15 protein-coding genes and 1 tRNA gene are annotated in these 16,808 nt (G+C 69.1%); 11 read left to right on the forward strand and 5 right to left on the reverse strand.

Features of this window, described 5'->3' with window-relative positions:
* Positions 1 to 96: 96 nt before the first annotated feature.
* Positions 97 to 297, reverse strand: coding sequence for a DUF1674 domain-containing protein (locus tag ACFOES_RS00885; RefSeq protein ID WP_377830950.1), 201 nt, complete (start codon positions 295 to 297; stop codon positions 97 to 99).
* Positions 298 to 366: 69 nt separating this feature from the next.
* On the opposite strand from ACFOES_RS00885, the gene ACFOES_RS00890 reads away from it, so the two are divergent.
* The 7 genes from ACFOES_RS00890 (at position 367) to ACFOES_RS00920 (ending at position 9,097) form a co-directional block, all read left to right on the forward strand.
* The gene (locus ACFOES_RS00890; protein ID WP_377830952.1) at positions 367 to 1,665 is read left to right on the forward strand and encodes an RsmB/NOP family class I SAM-dependent RNA methyltransferase; all 1,299 of its coding nucleotides are present in this window, start codon (positions 367 to 369) and stop codon (positions 1,663 to 1,665) included.
* Positions 1,666 to 1,750: 85 nt separating this feature from the next.
* Entirely contained in the window at positions 1,751 to 3,520 is a 1,770-nt protein-coding gene (locus ACFOES_RS00895) for a heparinase II/III family protein (RefSeq protein WP_377830954.1), read from the forward strand.
* A 45-nt stretch (positions 3,521 to 3,565) separates the two neighbouring features.
* Entirely contained in the window at positions 3,566 to 5,155 is a 1,590-nt protein-coding gene (gene purH / locus ACFOES_RS00900) for a bifunctional phosphoribosylaminoimidazolecarboxamide formyltransferase/IMP cyclohydrolase (RefSeq protein WP_377830956.1), read from the forward strand.
* Between the two features lie 9 nt (positions 5,156 to 5,164).
* Positions 5,165 to 5,632 (forward strand): signal peptidase II, encoded by a 468-nt coding sequence (gene lspA / locus ACFOES_RS00905; protein WP_377830958.1) that lies wholly within the window; start codon positions 5,165 to 5,167, stop codon positions 5,630 to 5,632.
* 54 nt (positions 5,633 to 5,686) lie between these two features.
* Positions 5,687 to 6,223, forward strand: coding sequence for a DUF3035 domain-containing protein (locus ACFOES_RS00910; protein WP_377830960.1), 537 nt, complete (start codon positions 5,687 to 5,689; stop codon positions 6,221 to 6,223).
* Between the two features lie 97 nt (positions 6,224 to 6,320).
* Positions 6,321 to 7,724 (forward strand): M16 family metallopeptidase, encoded by a 1,404-nt coding sequence (locus tag ACFOES_RS00915; RefSeq protein ID WP_377830962.1) that lies wholly within the window; start codon positions 6,321 to 6,323, stop codon positions 7,722 to 7,724.
* Positions 7,721 to 9,097, forward strand: coding sequence for a M16 family metallopeptidase (locus ACFOES_RS00920; RefSeq protein WP_377830964.1), 1,377 nt, complete (start codon positions 7,721 to 7,723; stop codon positions 9,095 to 9,097). Before ACFOES_RS00915 ends, ACFOES_RS00920 begins: the two co-directional genes overlap by 4 nt.
* A 9-nt stretch (positions 9,098 to 9,106) precedes the next feature.
* Here the strand turns inward: ACFOES_RS00920 and ACFOES_RS00925 are convergent, their stop codons facing one another.
* Positions 9,107 to 11,779 (reverse strand): hybrid sensor histidine kinase/response regulator, encoded by a 2,673-nt coding sequence (locus ACFOES_RS00925; protein ID WP_377830966.1) that lies wholly within the window; start codon positions 11,777 to 11,779, stop codon positions 9,107 to 9,109.
* A gap of 38 nt (positions 11,780 to 11,817) precedes the next feature.
* Positions 11,818 to 12,363, reverse strand: coding sequence for a molybdopterin-dependent oxidoreductase (locus ACFOES_RS00930; RefSeq protein WP_377830968.1), 546 nt, complete (start codon positions 12,361 to 12,363; stop codon positions 11,818 to 11,820).
* Between the two features lie 290 nt (positions 12,364 to 12,653).
* Between ACFOES_RS00930 and ACFOES_RS00935 the strand changes: the two genes are divergently transcribed.
* Positions 12,654 to 13,268 (forward strand): response regulator transcription factor, encoded by a 615-nt coding sequence (locus ACFOES_RS00935; RefSeq protein WP_377830972.1) that lies wholly within the window; start codon positions 12,654 to 12,656, stop codon positions 13,266 to 13,268.
* A gap of 160 nt (positions 13,269 to 13,428) precedes the next feature.
* On the opposite strand, the gene ACFOES_RS00940 is transcribed toward ACFOES_RS00935, so the two are convergent.
* Together ACFOES_RS00940 and ACFOES_RS00945 are read right to left on the reverse strand one after the other, a co-directional pair.
* Positions 13,429 to 14,079 carry a GntR family transcriptional regulator gene (locus ACFOES_RS00940; RefSeq protein ID WP_377830975.1) on the reverse strand — a complete coding sequence of 217 codons (651 nt, stop codon included), beginning with the start codon at positions 14,077 to 14,079 and terminating at the stop codon, positions 13,429 to 13,431.
* Positions 14,080 to 14,125: 46 nt separating this feature from the next.
* Positions 14,126 to 14,812, reverse strand: a complete 687-nt coding sequence (locus ACFOES_RS00945; RefSeq protein WP_377830977.1) for a M48 family metallopeptidase — start codon at positions 14,810 to 14,812, stop codon at positions 14,126 to 14,128.
* A 197-nt stretch (positions 14,813 to 15,009) separates the two neighbouring features.
* Between ACFOES_RS00945 and ACFOES_RS00950 the strand changes: the two genes are divergently transcribed.
* The 3 genes from ACFOES_RS00950 to ACFOES_RS00960 form a co-directional block, all read left to right on the forward strand.
* Positions 15,010 to 15,348 (forward strand): TIGR02300 family protein, encoded by a 339-nt coding sequence (locus ACFOES_RS00950; RefSeq protein WP_377830979.1) that lies wholly within the window; start codon positions 15,010 to 15,012, stop codon positions 15,346 to 15,348.
* Between the two features lie 93 nt (positions 15,349 to 15,441).
* Positions 15,442 to 15,517 (forward strand) — tRNA-Ala (locus ACFOES_RS00955).
* A gap of 160 nt (positions 15,518 to 15,677) precedes the next feature.
* On the forward strand, positions 15,678 to 16,808 hold a 1,131-nt coding region (locus ACFOES_RS00960; RefSeq protein ID WP_377830981.1), incomplete at its 3' end, for a hypothetical protein.

Here is a 16,808-nt window from a genome sequence, read left to right on the forward strand (position 1 = left end):
CAAACGCCGGTCGGTCGGCGCATTTCGGCGCGGCCCCATGCTCGACAGTTCGCAACAATCTGGAAAGGGCGCCCCGGACCGCAACAGCAACCCCGGTCAGAAGTCGACCGCGATGCCCTTCTTCTCCCAGTCGCCGTAGCGCACCGGCTCGGGCCCGTCGCGGCCGCCCAGCTCGACCGGCCTCTCGGCCGCTTTCGCCGCCTTGCGCCGCGCCTCGGCCTCGGCCAGCGCGCGTTGGGCGGCGGCGGGCAGATCGCGTTTCTCGGGCTCGGTCCAGTCCCTCTCGGTCTCGGGCATCTGATGCTTCCTTGTCTCGGCTCTGGCCTTGATATACGCCCTTGAGCCTGTTCGGCAACGGGGACCCAGATGGCAAGAGAAGCGGCAACCACCGGCCTGGCCGCGCGGCGCGCCGCCGTCGCGGTGCTCGACGAGGTGCTGGGCGCCCACCGGATGCTGGCCGACATCCTTGCCGACCCGGCCGGGCCGCTGGGCGATCTGGGGCCGGCCGACCGGGCCCGGGCGCAACGGCTGGCGCTGGCCGTGCTGCGCCATCTCGAACGCGCCGACAAGCTGCTCGACCCCCACCTGCGCAAGTCGCCGCCGCGCACGGTGCGCAACGTGCTGCGGCTGGCCTTGGTCGAGGTCTTCGTCGAGGGCACGGCGCCGCATGGCGCGGTCAATGCCGCGGTCGCGCTGGTCCGGCGCGGCAAGCGCAGCGGCCACCTGGCCGGGCTGGCCAACGCGGTGCTGCGCAAGCTGGTCGAGCAGCCGGCCGAGACCTGGACCAAGCTGCCGCCGCAACGGCTGCCGAAATGGCTGCGCAAGCCGCTGGTCGATGCCTGGGGCCGGCCGGCGGTCAGCGGCATCGAGGCGGTGCAGATGCTGCCGCCGCCGCTCGACCTGACCGTGAAGGAGCCCGCCCGGGCCGAGGACCTGGCGCAGGAACTGGGCGCCGAGCTGCTGCCGACCGGCAGCCTGCGCCTGGCCACGCCGGGCCAGGTCAGCGCCCTGCCCGGCTATGCCGAGGGCGCCTGGTGGGTGCAGGACGCCGCCGCCGCGCTGCCCGCCCGCCTGCTGGCGCCGGCGCCGGGGATGCGCGTGCTCGACCTCTGCGCCGCCCCCGGCGGCAAGACGCTGCAACTGGCCGCCGCCGGCGCCGACGTCACCGCCGTCGACATCTCGCGCCCGCGGCTGGCGCGACTGAGCGCGAACCTGTCCCGCTGCGGTCTGGGGGCCGAGGTGATCGCCGCCGACGCGCTGCACTGGCAGGCCGACGCGCCCTTCGACGCGGTGCTGCTCGACGCGCCCTGCTCGGCAACCGGCACCATCCGCCGCCATCCCGACCTGCCCTTCGTCAAGGACGGGTCGGAAATCGCCGGACTGGTGGAGCTGCAGGCCCGGTTGATCGATCGGGCGCTGGACCGGGTGAAGCCGGGCGGACGGCTGGTGTTCTGCACCTGCTCCCTGCTGCCCGAGGAGGGCGAGGCCCAGCTCGCCGCGACACTGGCCCGGCATCCCGATCTGCGGGTCGATCCGGCCGAGGCGCCGGGCGTCTCGCCGGACTGGCGCGACACCCGGGGCGGGCTGCGGCTGCGGCCCGATCACTGGGCCGAACGCGGCGGCATCGACGGCTTCTACATGGCGGTGCTGCGCAAGCCGGGGTGATCCGGCGCCCCGTCCCTTTTCGCCGGTGACAGCCTGCGCCCCCCCGGCTATGGTGCCGGCGGCAGGACACGCGAAGACCAGGACAATGGCGAAGCGAGGCAGGACAGCGACGGAACAGGGCGAGGGCTGGTCGGTACGGCGCACGCGGCTGATGAACCGCCTGCACGCCCGCCTGAGCACCCGCAGCCGCGCCGCCACCGGCTTTGTCTCGCAGCCCGAGCCGCGCACCATCGGCAGCTATGCCCGCGGCCGCCAGCTGATCGCCGGCAATTTCCTTTTCGCCGGCTTTCTGGTCGAGGCCCCGGGCACGGATCTCTGGGATCTCGACAGCCCGCACCCGTCCTTCGAGGAGGAGCTGCACGGCTTCGTCTGGCTCGACGACCTGGCCGCCGTCGGCGACGCCGCGGCGCGCAAGCGGGCGCAGGGCTGGACCTATGGCTGGATCGCCCGCTACGGCCGCGGCCGCGGCCCGGGCTGGACCCCGGGCCTGACCGGCCGCCGGCTGATCCGCTGGATCAACCACGCCCTGTTGCTGCTCAATGGTCGCGAAGGCACCGACTCCGAAGCCTATTACCGCAGCCTCGCCCAGCAGACCCGGTTCCTGGCCAAGCGCTGGTCGGCGGCCCGGCCCGGCCTGCCGCGCTTCGAGGCGCTGACCGGGCTGGTCTATGCCGGGCTGGCGCTGACCGGGATGGAGGGCCATGTCGCCCCCGCCAGCGCCGCGCTGGCCAAGGAATGCGCCGCCCGGGTCGATGCCGAGGGCGGCATCCCGACCCGCAACCCCGAGGAACTGCTCGAGGTCTTCACCCTGCTGACCTGGGCCGCCTCGGCGCTGTCGGAGGCCGGGCGGATCCCGGCCCCGGCCCATGTGGCGGCGATCGAGCGCATCGCGCCGACCCTGCGCGCCCTGCGCCATGCCGATGGCGGGCTGGCCCGGTTCCATGGCGGCGGCCGCGGCATGGAAGGCCGGCTCGACCACGCGCTGGCCAATGCCGGGGTCGCCGCGGTGCCGGCGCAGGGGCTGGCGATGGGTTTCGCCCGGCTCGCCGCCGGCCGCACCACGGTGATCGTCGACGCCGCCGCCCCGCCCGGCGGCAAGGCGTCGTGGAACGGCCACGCCTCGACCCTGGCCTTCGAGCTGACCTCGGGTCGGCGGCCGGTGATCGTCAATTGCGGCTCGGGCGCCCCTTTCGGCCCGGAATGGCGCCGCGCCGGCCGGGCGACGCCGTCCCATTCCACCCTCGCCATCGAGGGCTACTCGTCGTCGCGGCTGGGCACCCACGGCCTCGTCGGCGGCGGCGCGCGCGAGCTGCTGACCGACCTCGCCCAGGTGATCTGCGCCGAGGAGGAAACCGGGCCGGAGGGCACCAGCCTGCTGGTCGGCCATTCCGGCTATGCCAAGACCCACGGCCTGACCCATATGCGCCGGCTCGAGCTGACGCCGGGCGGCCGGGCGCTGATCGGCGAAGATACGCTGGGCGCGATGAGCACCGAGGAGCGCCGCCGCTTCGACCGGGTGATGACCCAGACCAAGATGCAGGGCGTCCGCTTCGCGCTGCGCTTCCACCTGCACCCCGATGTCGACGCCGCGATCGACCTCGGCGGCACCGCGGTGTCGCTGGCGCTGAAAAGCGGCGAGATCTGGGTCTTCCGCCATGACGGCCACGCCCAGCTCTCGCTCGACCCGTCGGTCTATCTCGAAAAGGGCCGGCTGAAACCGCGTGCGACCAAACAAATCGTTTTGTCCTCGACCGTCATGGAGTATGCGAGCCAGATCGGCTGGACGCTGGCGAAGGCACAGGATACGCCTCTTGCCATCCGCGACACCGAACGCGACGAGCCCGAGCTGGGCTGACGCATGGACGGCCCGGCCCGGGCCGACGAACCGAAAGGGACCTCGATGACCGACCTCGTGCCGCTGCGCCGCGCGCTGATCTCCGTTTCCGACAAGACCGGCCTCGTTGACCTGGCCCAGGCCCTCGCCGCCCGCGGCGTCGAGCTGCTGTCCACCGGCGGCACCGCGCTGGCGCTGCGCAAGGCCGGGCTGAGCGTGCGCGACGTCGCCGATGTCACCGGCTTCCCCGAGATGATGGACGGCCGGGTCAAGACGCTGCACCCCAAGGTCCATGGCGGATTGCTGGCGCTGCGCGACGATCAGGAGCACCTGGCGGCGATGGAGGCCCACGGCATCGCCCCGATCGACCTGCTGGTGGTCAACCTCTACCCGTTCGAGGAGACGGTGGCGAAGGGCGCCGCCTACGCCGACTGCATCGAGAATATCGACATCGGCGGCCCGGCGATGATCCGCGCCGCGGCCAAGAACCACGCCTTCGTCAACGTCGTCACCGATGTCGAGGATTACCACGCCCTGCTGGCCGAACTGGACGCCAATGACGACCAGACGACGCTGGCCTTCCGCAAGAAGCTGGCCCAGATCGCCTATGCCCGCACCGCCGCCTATGACGCCGCGGTCTCGACCTGGATGGCCGCCGCCATCGGCGAGCAGACGCCGCGCCGCCGCGCCTTCGCCGGCACCCTGGCGCAGAGCCTGCGCTACGGCGAGAACCCGCATCAGAAGGCGGCGTTCTACGTGGACGGCTCGAACCGCCCCGGCGTCGCCACCGCGACCCAGCACCAGGGCAAGGAACTGAGCTACAACAACATCAACGACACCGACGCCGCCTTCGAGCTGGTCGCCGAGTTCGACCCGGCCGAGGGACCGGCCTGCGCCATCATCAAGCACGCCAATCCCTGCGGCGTCGCCCGCGGCGCGACCCTGGCCGAAGCCTACAGCCGCGCCTTCGACTGCGACCGGACCTCGGCCTTCGGCGGCATCGTGGCGCTGAACCAGACCCTCGACGCCGCCACCGCCGAGGAGATCGTCAAGATCTTCACCGAGGTGGTGATCGCACCAGGCGCCGATGACGCGGCCAAGGAGATCTTCGCCGCCAAGAAGAATCTGCGCCTGCTGACCACCGACGGGCTGCCCGATGCCAAGGCGGCGCTGCTGGCCTATCGCCAGGTCGCCGGCGGCTTCCTGGTGCAGGACAAGGATACCGGCCACGTCTCGGCCGCCGATCTCAAGGTGGTGACCAGGATCGCCCCGACCGACGCCCAGATCGCCGACCTGCTGTTCGCCTGGAACGTCGCCAAGCACGTCAAGTCGAACGCCATCGTCTACGTCCGCGACGGCGCCACGGTCGGCGTCGGCGCCGGCCAGATGAGCCGCGTCGACAGCGCCCTGATCGCCGCCAAGAAGGCCGAGCGCATGGCCGAGGCGCTGGGGCTGGCCGAGCCGCTGACCAAGGGCTCGGCGGTGGCCTCTGACGCCTTCTTCCCCTTCCCCGACGGGTTGCTGGAAGCGGCCGCGGCGGGCGCCACCTGCGTCATCCAGCCCGGCGGCTCGATGCGCGACGACGAGGTGATCGCGGCGGCCGACGAGGCCGGGCTGGCGATGGTCTTCACCGGCCAGCGCCACTTCCGGCACTGAGGCCGGCGGATGCGGCTTGCCACGGCCACAGCGGCGGCGGTGATCGTCCTCGACCAGGTGTCGAAATTCGCCGTCGTCCGCGGGCTGGACCTCGATACGCGGCGGGCGATCGACGTCTTCCCGCCCTTCCTGAACTTCCGCATGGCGTGGAATCAGGGGGTGAATTTCGGCCTGTTCGCCAATTCGGCCGACCTGATGCGCTGGCTGCTGATCGCGCTGGCGCTGGCGATCTCGGCCTGGGTCTGGCTCTGGGTCCGGCGCGAGCCGCATTCGCGCGTGGTCAACATCGCCGCCGGGCTGGTGATCGGCGGCGCCCTTGGCAACGTCATCGACCGGCTGATCTACGGCGCGGTGGCCGATTTTCTCAACATGTCCTGCTGCGGGATCACCAATCCGTTCTCGTTCAACATCGCCGATGTGGCGATCTTTCTCGGCGCGCTCGGGCTGGTCGCTTTCGGCGGCCAGAAGACCCCGTGACGCGCCGGATGCTTTAGGCTAAGGAAGAGGGCGCAACAGGTGGTGGAGGTTCGCATGCAGGCAGGGCGGAGCGCATTCGGGATCGCGGCGATCGCGATGCTGGCGCTTGCGGGCTGCTCCGGTGGCAAGGACCCGCACCTGATGAATTTCCGCTCGAACAATCGCGGGCCGGACGAATTCGCGGTGCTGCCGTCGAAGCCGCTGCAGATGCCGAAGAACTTCAGCCAGCTGCCGCCGCCGACGCCGGGCGGCACCAACCTGACCGACCCGACCCCGAAGGCCGATGCCGTCGCCGCGCTTGGCGGCCGGGCGCGTTCCGGCGACAAGGTGCCGGCCGGCGACAGCACGCTCGTCACCCAGGCGGCCCGCTACGGCATCGTCCCCGACATCCGTGCCCAGCTCGCCGCCGCCGACCTGCAATACCGCCGCAAGCACCGGCCGAAGCCGCTCGAGAAGGTGTTCGGCGTGACCACCTATTTCCGCGCCTACCGCCCGATGGCGCTGGACCAGTATGCCGAGCTCGAGCGCTGGCGTGCCGCCGGGGTGCGCACCGAAAGCGCGCCACCGGACCCGGCGAAGCAGCAGAAGTAGGCGCCGCTCTCACCTGTGTGTCACTTCGCCGTAGGGGGCTTGAACCGTACGGGCAAGGGCTTACGCTCGGAAGACCACAACACGGGAGTGAACGCGGATGCGTTACTTGCTGCGGCTGGCCCTGACCAGCCTGTTCCTGCTCGGGCTCGCCGCGCCGCTCTGGGCCCAGAAGGTCACCAGCTTCACCCTGAAGAACGGCATGCAAGTGGTGGTGATCGAGAACCACCGTGCCCCGGTCGCCGTCAACATGGTCTGGTACAAGGTCGGTGCCGCGGACGAGAAGCCCGGCGTCTCGGGCATCGCCCATTTCCTCGAGCACCTGATGTTCAAGGGCACCGACACGATGAAGCCGGGCCAGTTCTCGGCCACCGTCGCCGCCAATGGCGGCAGCGACAACGCCTTCACCTCCTGGGACTACACCGCCTATTTCCAGCGCGTCGCCGCCGACCGGCTGGGCCTGATGATGAAGATGGAAGCCGACCGGATGCGGCATCTCAAGCTCTCGCCCGAGGACGTCAAGACCGAGCGCCAGGTGATCTTGGAGGAGCGTAGCCAGCGCATCGACAACAATCCCGATGCCCTGTTCGGCGAACAGACGCGGGCGGCGCAGTTCCTCAACAGCCCCTACGGCATCCCGGTGATCGGCTGGCGGCAGGAGATGGAGAAGCTCAGCCGCAAGGAGGCGCTGGACTTCTACAAGACCTACTACGCCCCCAACAACGCGGTCCTGGTCGTCGCCGGCGACGTCACCCCCGACAAGGTCAAGGCAATGGCCGAGGCCAATTTCGGCGTCCTCGAGCCGACGCCGAACCTGCCGGTCCGCGCCCGCCCGCAGGAGCCGCCGCAACTGGCCGCGCGCCGGCTGGCGATGTCGGACCCGCGCGTCGCCGATCCCTACATGACCCGCAGCTACCTCGCGCCCGAGCGCAATCCCGGCCACCAGAAGACCGCCGCGGCGCTGACCGTGCTGGCCGATCTGCTGGGCGGCAACCCGGCGACCTCGGTGCTGGGCAAGGCGCTGCAATTCGACAAGCACCTCGCCCTCTACACCTCGGCCAGCTACGGCGGCACCTCGGTCGATCCGACGACCTTCGGCTTCGTCGTCGTCCCGGCGCCGGGGGTGAAGCTGCAGGATGCCGAGGCGGCGCTGGACGCGGCGCTGGCCAAGTTCATGAAGGACGGGCCCGACCCGGCCGAGCTGGCGCGGATCAAGACCGAGATCAAGGCCGCCCAAATCTACGGCGACGACGATACCGGCGGGCTGGCCCGGCGCTACGGCTCGGCGCTGGCGGTCGGGCTGACGGTGCAGGACGTCAAGGACTGGCCGAAGATCCTCGAATCGGTCACGGCCGAGGACGTGATGAAGGCGGCCCGCGAGGTGCTGGTCGCCAAGCACAGCGTCACCGGCTACCTGACCCCGGCCGGCGGCGCCACCACCGGCGCCCCGGCGGCGGCCGCCGCCGCCATCCAGCCCGGCGCAGCGACACAGGTGACCCAATGATCCCGCGTATCTTCTCCCGCCCCGCCCACCGTCTCGCCCACCGTCTCACCCTGGGCCTCGTCACGGCCGTCGCCCTCGCCCTGCCGGCGCTGGCCACGGTGCCGGTGCAGGCCGTCACCTCGCCGCACGGCATCAAGGCCTGGCTGGTCGAGAATCACGACCTGCCCTTCACCGCGCTCGAGATCCGCTTTCGCGGCGGCTCCAGCCTCGACGCGCCGGGCAAGCGCGGCGCGGTCAACCTGATGGCCGGGCTGCTCGAGGAAGGCGCCGGCGACATGAACGCGCAGCAATTCGCCGCCGCGCGCGACGCGCTGGCCGCCCATTTCCGCTTCAACTCCTCCGATGACGACGTCTCGATCTCGGCCCGCTTCCTGAGCGAGAACCGGGCCAAGGCGATCGCCCTGCTGAAACAGGCGATCGTCCATCCGCGCTTCGATCCCGACGCGATCGACCGCGTCCGGGGCCAGGTGATCTCGAACATCAAGAGCGACGCCAAGGACCCCAACGCGATTGCCGGCAACACCTTCTACCGCCTCGCCTTCGGCAGCCACCCCTATGGCAGCTCGGACCAGGGCACGCTGGAAAGCGTCAAGGCCCTGACCCGGCAGGACATGGTCGACGCCCATGCCGCGACCATGGCGCGCGACCGGGTCTATGTCGCCGCCGCCGGCGACATCACGCCCGAGCAGCTGGGCAAGCTGGTCGACACGCTGCTCGACGGTCTACCGGCCAAGGGCGCACCGATGCCGGGCCCGGCCAAGGACCTGCTGACCGGCGGCACCACCGTGGTGCCCTTCGACACGCCGCAATCGGTGATCCTGTTCGGCGAGGAGGGCCTCAAGCGCCACGATCCCGACTTCTTCCCGGCCTACGTGATGAACGAGATCCTCGGCGGCGGCCGGTTCTCGGCCCGGCTGATGACCGAGGTGCGCGAGAAGCGCGGGCTGACCTATGGCGTCTACAGCTACCTCGCGCCGATGGACCACGCCCAGCTGATCATGGGCAGCCTGGCCTCGGATAACGCCAAGGCCGGCGAGGCGATCAAGGTGATCAAGCAGCAATGGGCCAAGATGGCCGAGGACGGCGTCACCAAGGAGGAACTGGACGCCGCCAAGACCTACCTCACCGGCTCTTACCCGCTGCGCTTCGACGGCAATTCGCGCATCGCCCGGATCCTGGTCGGGATGCAGATGGACCACCTGCCGATCGACTACATCGCCACCCGCAACAAGCGGATGGAGGCGGTCACGGTGGCGGACGTCAACCGCGTCGCCAAGCGGTTGCTGAAGCCCGAGAACCTGCGCTTCGTGGTGGTCGGCAAGCCGGTCGGCGTGCACTCGACCGACAGCGATGGCGCCGCGGCCAGCAACTAGAAGCCACGCCTAGGCGTCCGGCCCGGCCTCGCCCGTGCTCTCTGCCGCCTCGATCCGCCGCGACAGCGCCGCCCGGGTCGCGACCCAGGAGGCAAGGACGCCCGGCAGCCGCTGCGCCACGCCGGTCGCGTCGCGCTCCCGCGCCGCGCGCTCGGCCTCGGCCAGCTTGCACTGGAGCGCCTGCGCGCCGAAGGCCGAGGACGAGCCCGCCAACCGGTGCAGGGCCTCGGCCAGCCGCGCCAGCACCGCCTCGGCCCCGGCCGCTTCGACCTCCTGCCTGGAACTGGCATGTGCCGCCAGGTCGTCCGCCAGCACATCGCCTTCCGCCAGGAAGCGCCGGATCAGGCCGTTCAACCGCTCCGCCCCCATCTGCTCCTCCATCTCGGACAGATGCACGCCGTCGATCAACGGCCGGCGCGCCGGTGGCGCGATTTCCGCGGTCATGCCGCCGCCCTCCGCATCGCCGGCGCGCCCCTCGACGTTGCCGTCGAGCGCGCGCAGCTGCCGCAACAACGCCGCCCGGGTCACCGGCTTGGTCAGGCAATCGGTCATCCCGGCGTCACGGAATCCGTCCTGTTCCTCGGGCTGGGCATGGGCGGTCAGCGCCACGATCGGGCTGTTGCGCGATCCGTCGGGCGCGCCGCGAATCAGCCGTGTCGCCTCGATCCCGTCCATCACCGGCATCGAGATATCCATCAGGATCAGGTCGAAGCGCCGTGCCCGCGCCAGTTCGACGCCCTCGTGCCCGTCGGTCGCCTCGGTGACGTGGTGACCTTCGGCTTCCAGCATCTCACGCACCACGAAACGGTTGATGCGGTTGTCCTCGACCACCAGCACCTCGCGCGCCGCCTCCGACCGTGGCGGGCGGGCAGAGCCGCCCCCGGCCTCGTCCCGCCCGGCCTGGGCCGTAGCGCGCAGCAGCGGCAGGTGCACCCAGAAACTGCTGCCCACGCCCGGCCGGCTCTCGACCCCGATCTCGCCGCCCATCGCCTCGACCATGCGCCGGGCGATGCCCAGCCCCAGCCCGGTGCCCTCGAAATTGCGTCGATAGGAAGTATCGAGGGTGACGAAATCGCTGAAAACCCGGTCGAGATCGCTTTCGGGAATGCCGATTCCGGTGTCGTTGACGCGGATTTCCACCTGCTGCCTGAGGCCCGAGACCGGCGCCAGGCCCCGCGCGGAGATGGTGATCCGCCCCTTCTCGGTGAATTTCACCGCGTTGCCGACCAGGTTCAGCACCACCCGTCGCAGCTGCGCCGGATCGCCCGAGAGCGGGCCCAGCGGCGGATCGGGCAGTTCGAGCGCGATGGTGTTGCCCGCGGTCTCGGCCAGGCTGGTCTGGCTGGCGACGATCTCTTCCAGCAGCTCCGCCAGATCGTAGACCACCTGTTCGAGCTTGGCCCGCCCGGCCTCGGCCTTGGACAGATCGAGCACGTTGTTGACATGGCGCAGCAGCAAGCGGCCCGAGGCCTCCATGATCTCGACATACTCGCGCTGGCGGTCGTCGAGGCGGCTGCGGGCCAGCAGGTCGATCGTGCCCAGGAGCCCGTTCAGCGGCGTCCGCATCTCATGGCTCATCACCGCCAGGAACTCGGCCTTGGCGCGTTCGCCCGCCAGGGCCCGGTCGCGCGCTTCGAGCAGCGCCCGGTCGGCCGCATCCTGGGCCGAGATGTCGCGGATGAAGGCGATGAAGATCTCGCCGCTCTCGTCGGTCGCCGAGGCCAGCGACTGCTCGACCGGGAAGGTGCTGCCATCCTTGCGCCGCGCCTCGAGCCGCATCCGCCCGCCGCCGATCATCTGTGCCACGCCGCCGGCCAGGTAGCTCCGCATGGCGCTGTCATGCTCCGCCACCATATGCTCGGGGATGATCAACTCGGTGATCGGACGGCCAATGGCCTCGGCGGTGCTGTAACCGAAGATCTGCTCGGCGGCGCCGTTGAATTCGAGGATCCGGCCGGCACAGTCGGTCACCAGAACGGCGTCGAGCGAGGTGGCGAGGATGGTCTCGAGCCGGGTTCGCGTCTGCTGGTTCTCGGCCATCCGCAAGCGGTAGGCGCGGTTGAGACGCGACAGCGCCGCCACCGCGATCAGCAAGGTCAGGATCAGCGTCAGCGTCACCAGCGCCAGCCGCAGCAAGGTGCCGGCCAGCCCGATCCGGCGCGCATCCGACAACTTGGCGAAGACCGTCAGCCCGTTCACCGTCAGCCCGCGCACGTCCTGGCGCAGCGCCGACATCTCGCGCACGATATCGGGCAGGGCCGCGCGCAGAGCGGCATCCGGCCCGTCGCTCAGCGCCACCATGCGATCGAGGAACACGCGCAGCCGGGTCAACGCGGCCTGGCTGCTCGGTTGCGCGCGCACCGGGGCGAAGAGGTCGCTGTTCTCGACCGTGGCCAGACGGCTGTAGAACAGGTCGACCCGTTCGCGCAGCGGGGCGAGCTTCGCGTCGGGAGCCAATTCTGTCTCGTAGACCGTGTCATGCAGCAGCAGGAACTCGACCTCGACCTGCGCCAGGGACCACTGGAGATTGTCGGAATCGGCGGTGCGCAGCCGGTCGAGACGGTGCACAACGTCGACCATCAGCACGAGGATCCCGGCCAGGAACGCCGCCAGCACCAGCCCGAGGCCGATCCTCCGCGACCAGCGCGGGGGCAAGGAATGGAAACGCGTACGCTCTGGCACCTTTGGTCCCGGTTGCACGGCCGCGGCCGCTGTTGACCCTATTGCGATGCGCCCTCTGGCGCGATCGTCATGTGATCAAGCTGCCAGATGCTGCGGGAATAGACCACCTCCGTCCGCCAGGCCGGGTCGGCGTCGTAGGGATAGACCAGCCACAACGGCCCCTTGTCGCGCAGCGACATCGGCGCGCCGTTGCGCGCATAGGCGATGATCGGCCCCGGATCGGTCGCGTCGCTGATCGGAATGGCAATGCTGTAGTCGTTCGCCGCGCGCACGACGAGCTCGCCTCGCTCGACCCCGATCCGGTCGAGGAAATCGCGCAGAAGCACCCCCTCGAAGCGCTGTTCCCCGCTGGTCCAGATGGTGTGGGTGGTGAAGCTCCGATGCGGCAGCGCCTTCAGCATCGCCAGGTCGAAATGCATCGGCCCATCGCCGACCCCCTCCACGGTAAGCACCACGGGTCCCGCCGGCTGCCCGGCTGCCGGCTGGGCCGAAAGGCCCCCGAGCGCGATACAGAGACAGGACAGAAACGCACCAAGGCCGACAAGCACCGGCGCCGGCGCATATCGGGAAAAAATCAGGGGCATCGCGGCTGCTTCAATTTACAATACAAGTTCATTGCAGTCGAAAATACAGCGAAACCGGCTCCATGCGAGACGGTTCAAAGGCATAGGCGGTTTCTCTTCCGTATACCGGCCCCGACGTCGGATGACGGCGCCCGCCTCGTCGCCCAACTCAAAAAACTGTCCACATAAAACAAAGTTGTGCTATCTGAAGGCCATAGTTCGGTCCTGATTTGCCAGTTGAAGGTGACGGCGGCACGTGTGCGCCCCGATCTCCGGTCACCAAGTGCCCGTCCATGATCTAGGGAGTTGCGATGAAGCTCTTGCTGGCTGACGACCATGCCTTGATTCGTGACACTCTGCTCGCCTATTTCGAGCGCGAACCCGGCATCACGGTGGCGACCGCGGAGGATCTTGATGCCGCACTCGACTGCGTGGCCCGGGAAGGCCCCTTCGAGGTCATCCTGCTCGACTACGCGATGCCGGGCATGAGCGGGCTCGAAGGGCTCAAGCGGATGCAGGCGGCGGCGCCCGAGGCGGCGGTCGCGATCATGTCGGGCACCGCTGCGCGCCGGATCGCCGACGAGGCGCTGGAAATGGGGGCGGCCGGCTTCGTGCCCAAGACGATCGGCGCGCGCTCGCTGATCCACGCGGTGCGCTTCATGGCGGCGGGCGAGGTCTTCGCCCCGATCCAGTTGCTCAACGACGCCCAGTTCGGCATGCCCGACTCCCTGGCCGAGAAACTCACCGAGCGCGAGCGCGAGGTGCTGGTCGGCCTCTGCCGCGGCCTCGCCAACAAGGAGATCGCGCGCGATCTCGGCCTGCAGGAAGTGACGATCAAGCTGCACGTCAAGAACCTGTGCCGCAAGCTCGACGCCCGCAACCGCACCCAGGCCGCCCTGCTCGCCCGCGACGCCGGCATGTGTTGAACCGACACGGCCGCAGCCCCCCGCGCCGCGCCTTCCCATTTCTTCTTTGCTAAAATACTCTCGGGGAGCGCGAGGGGCAGACAGCCCCTCGCCCTTTCCTTGCGCCATTATCCAAGGCCAATGGCGGCGGGGCAGACAGCCCCTCGCCCTGCGCCCCGTCCTATCCCAGCAGGTGCCGCAACCCCTGGGTCACGTCGGCCCGCACCGCCAGCCGCAGCCCGGGCTCGTCGCCCGCCTTCAGCGCCGCGATGATCATCCGGTGATGCGGCGGCGGCTCGTTGCGGCGCAGCCGGCCGTAGAGCGCCCGCATCGTCGGCCCGAGCTGCAGCCAGACGGTCTCGGCGATGGCCAGCATCGCCGGCGCCTGGGCGCGCAGGTAGAGGGTGCGGTGAAATTCCAGGTTGGTCCGGATGTAAGCCACCGCATCCTGCTTGGCGACGGCCTCGGCATTGGCGGTGTTGATCGTCTGTAGCCGCTCGATCAGCGCGAAATGGGCCCGCGGCAGCGCCCGCGACGCCAGCTCGGGCTCGAGCAGCGCCCGAATCGCCGCCATCTCCTCGAGCCGCTCGTTCGACAACTCGGGCGTCGCCACCCGGCCCGAGGCCGACATGCTCAGCGCCCCCTCGGCGACCAGCCGGCGCACCGCCTCTCGCGCCGGGGTCATCGAGACGCCGAAGCTCTTGGCCACGCCGCGCAGGGTCAGGGGCTGGCCCGGCGCCAGCTCGCCATGCATGACCTGGGTGCGCAAGGCACGGTAAAGCCGGTCATGCGCGGCGGAGACGGAGTCGGTGGGGCGGTTCTGAAGCAGCATGGAGCGTATGTGATCACAGCGGGGCGCGCGGTCAATCCCCGAACGCTCAATCGCCGAACCGGATGGCGTGCAATTCGTGGCCGCGGTGCCGCAGCCAGGCCCGCTGCGCGGCATGATCGGGGAACAGCCGCGCGACCACGGCCCAGAAGGCCGGCGAGTGATTCATCTCGACCAGATGCGCCACCTCGTGCGCGGCGACGTAGTCCAGCACTTCCGGCGGCGCCATCACCAGCCGCCACGAGAACATCAGCTTGCCCTCGACGGTGCAGGAGCCCCAGCGCGAGCGGGTGTCGCGCAGCACCAGCCGGCTGTAACCGCGCCCCAGCGCCGCGGCATGGCGGTCGCAGGCCCGGCTCAGCCGGTCGCGCGCCAGGGTCTTGAGGAAACCGGCGACGCGGGCCCCGGCCCGCTCGGGATCGCCCGGCACTTCCAGCAGGACGCCGGCCAGCCGCGGCGCCCGGCCGCGCCCCGGTGCTAGCACCACCTCGCGCCCCTCGACCGGCAGCCGGGCCCCGATCTCGACCGGCCTTCCCTGCGGCATCTGCTCGAGCGCGGTGCGGATCCAGTTCTCCCGGTCACGGGCGAAGGCCAGCGCATCGGCCTCGCGCGCCCAGCTGGGCAGCGACAGCGTCACCCTTCCGTCCAGCCGCGACACCCGCAGCGAGAATCGCCGCGCCCGCGCCGAGCGGCGCAGGGTGATGGGAACCGGGGGATCGCCGGGAAGGACGGTCATGCTGCTCTCCGCCGCGCCGGGTTCTTCTGCCCGACGCCTGCAGACAGCATAGCGGCGGCAGCGCCGCGCGAAAGGTTGAAACCGCGCAAAACCGGTTCTGCGGCCGAATCCCTTTGACAGCCTGTCCCGCATGTGGCAGTTGGCTGCGACTCACGACAGCCCTGAAATGCAGGGGCCCGAATTGCAGGGGAATGTCCATGCCCAAGGAAGAATGGGGTGTGAAGCGGCTCTGCCCGACGACTGGCAAACGCTTCTACGACCTGAACAAGACTCCGATCGTCAGCCCCTATACCGGCGAGGTGATCGAGATCGAGAACGGCGGCAGCAGCCGCAAGCCCGCCAGCATCTCTGGCGCCCGGCCCGAGACCGCGAAAGACGACGAGGCGCTGGTCGACGATCTGGATACCGACGAGGAACTGCTCGAGGATGACGCGGCCGACGATTCGGTCGACGACGATCTGCTCGAGGATGACGATGACGATACCGTTTCGCTCGACGATCTGGCGGATGTCAGCGACGACGACGACGAAAGCTGAAAAAGAGTGGCGAAGGGCGGGGATTTTTCGCTTGCAGAGCGCCCCGCGCTTCACTAAATAGCCCGAGCGATCCGGAAGGATCGCACCTCCGGTGGGGCCATAGCTCAGTTGGGAGAGCGCTTGAATGGCATTCAAGAGGTCAGGGGTTCGACTCCCCTTGGCTCCACCAAATAACTACAGAACAGCATGATAGCTTGACGCTGGAGCGGTGTGACACAGAGGTGTGACACCAAATGAGGCTACCGGCGTATCTCAGCATCTCGCGGCACGGCATCTTCTACTTCCGCTGGCCGCTTCCCAATCCCCCTTCACGATGTAAGCGCAGAACAGTGCGCATTTCCCTTGGGACAAGGTGCCCCAAGGAGGCTGGCGTGCTAGCCAGGTATCTTGCATTCTGCGCGTCGAGCATTGAGCAGAGAATACAAGTTGCGAAAATGGACTATTCAGTCATCCGGGCCAAACTCCATGAGCACCTTCGGGCAAGACTTGAGAACGCAAAGGCGTGGCGTGAGCGTAATGGCCCTCTGTCAGCCGAGAATAGGGCAGGCATCAAGGAAAGCCTCTCCCTACTTGAAGCGGGCAACAGTGAATACTGGCACCTTCTGGGCTCGGATCATGCGCGAGACGAACTGGACAAGTTCTTTGAGGCAACGGGGCTGCCTCGGGACGAATGCCGGGACCAAACGCCGGTAATCCTAGATGAGATCAGAAAGGGCCAAGTTGGCTACTGGAAGGCGCTGCTGGCGCATTCCGAGGCTCTGGACGGCTACGACTTCACAGAGCCGCGGAGCGACCCTCTGAGCGCGCCCGGGGTGCCTGTGGCCCCCACACACTACGAGCCAGCGCCCGCGCCCTCTGCAGTTCTCTCCGGGCCTCTGCTTTCCGATCTCTTCGCGCAGCGTAGAGCCGAGGCGGAACGGGCCGGCGATTGGTCTCCCAAGGCGCTGGATGACTACCAGAAGTGGACCGACCTATTCATCGAGCTACAAGGCGACCGCCCGATACTCGACTACAAGAAGTCCGACGCACGCACGTTCAAGGCTGTCCTACAGTCGATGCCAAGCAACCTGCGCAAGTATCCTGAGACCCGGGGGCTACCAGCGAAAAAAGCCATCGAGGCGGCCATCGCACGGGGACGCCCCAGCCTATCCAACAGCACCGTCAACAAGGCACTCAGTCGATTGCAGGCGACCTGGGCTTGGGCGGCGAAGCAACTAGACGAAGATGTTACGGACATCTTCGGGCCGATGAAGTTGGCAAACGCGAGCAGCGCGAGAAGCGAGGCCGACCCGTTCAGCAAGACCCAACTTCAAATCATCTTCAACAGTCCGATCTTCACGGGCTGCAAGTCCAAGCGGTTTAGAACCGAACCCGGGCCTGCCGATATGAGCGCAACAAGCTGGTACTGGCTTCCGCTGCTCGTGACCTGCCACGGGATTTTTCCTCCACCGTCGATTAGA

The organism is Acidimangrovimonas pyrenivorans (assembly GCF_042643245.1).
GTDB lineage: Bacteria > Pseudomonadota > Alphaproteobacteria > Rhodobacterales > Rhodobacteraceae > Acidimangrovimonas > Acidimangrovimonas pyrenivorans.

Coding starts and splice junctions, on each gene's coding strand:
- ACFOES_RS00910 (WP_377830960.1), top strand. CDS start 5,687: ATGCAGGCAGGGCGGAGCGCATTCGGGATCGCGGCGATCGCGATGCTG.
- ACFOES_RS00890 (WP_377830952.1), top strand. CDS start 367: ATGGCAAGAGAAGCGGCAACCACCGGCCTGGCCGCGCGGCGCGCCGCC.
- ACFOES_RS00915 (WP_377830962.1), top strand. CDS start 6,321: ATGCGTTACTTGCTGCGGCTGGCCCTGACCAGCCTGTTCCTGCTCGGG.
- ACFOES_RS00935 (WP_377830972.1), top strand. CDS start 12,654: ATGAAGCTCTTGCTGGCTGACGACCATGCCTTGATTCGTGACACTCTG.
- purH (WP_377830956.1), top strand. CDS start 3,566: ATGACCGACCTCGTGCCGCTGCGCCGCGCGCTGATCTCCGTTTCCGAC.
- ACFOES_RS00885 (WP_377830950.1), bottom strand. CDS start 297: ATGCCCGAGACCGAGAGGGACTGGACCGAGCCCGAGAAACGCGATCTG.
- ACFOES_RS00920 (WP_377830964.1), top strand. CDS start 7,721: ATGATCCCGCGTATCTTCTCCCGCCCCGCCCACCGTCTCGCCCACCGT.
- ACFOES_RS00930 (WP_377830968.1), bottom strand. CDS start 12,363: ATGCCCCTGATTTTTTCCCGATATGCGCCGGCGCCGGTGCTTGTCGGC.
- ACFOES_RS00945 (WP_377830977.1), bottom strand. CDS start 14,812: ATGACCGTCCTTCCCGGCGATCCCCCGGTTCCCATCACCCTGCGCCGC.
- lspA (WP_377830958.1), top strand. CDS start 5,165: ATGCGGCTTGCCACGGCCACAGCGGCGGCGGTGATCGTCCTCGACCAG.
- ACFOES_RS00895 (WP_377830954.1), top strand. CDS start 1,751: ATGGCGAAGCGAGGCAGGACAGCGACGGAACAGGGCGAGGGCTGGTCG.
- ACFOES_RS00950 (WP_377830979.1), top strand. CDS start 15,010: ATGCCCAAGGAAGAATGGGGTGTGAAGCGGCTCTGCCCGACGACTGGC.
- ACFOES_RS00940 (WP_377830975.1), bottom strand. CDS start 14,079: ATGCTGCTTCAGAACCGCCCCACCGACTCCGTCTCCGCCGCGCATGAC.